The 287-nt window shown below is 67.6% G+C and carries 1 protein-coding gene; it reads left to right on the top strand.

Annotated features, from left to right (window positions below):
• Positions 1-287: hypothetical protein (locus tag GHO32_RS26595; RefSeq protein ID WP_178113963.1), on the top strand; the 287-nt coding region annotated here is incomplete at both ends.

Here is a 287-nt window from a genome sequence, read left to right as displayed (position 1 = left end):
CACATCCACACCCAGCTCGACGACCACGGCCGCATCAACGCCCTGTGGCTGATGCACGAAGGCGCGCCCTTGCGCCAGCTGGCGGGCTACGACTATGACGAGCACGGCGATCTGCGCGCTGCCCGCGACGAACACGCCGCGCAGTGGGCGTATCAATACCAACATCACCTGATCACCCGCTACACCGACCGCACCGGGCGCGGCATGAACCTGCAATGGCAAGGCGACGGTCCGGACGCCAAAGCCGTGCGCGAGTGGGCCGACGACGGCAGCTACGACACCCGCCT

This window comes from Pseudomonas sp. FSL R10-2189, assembly GCF_009600325.1.
GTDB classification, from domain to species: domain Bacteria; phylum Pseudomonadota; class Gammaproteobacteria; order Pseudomonadales; family Pseudomonadaceae; genus Aquipseudomonas; species Aquipseudomonas helleri.
The sequence above is the reverse complement of the archived record's forward strand: the minus strand, read 5'-3'. Positions and strand labels throughout refer to the sequence as shown.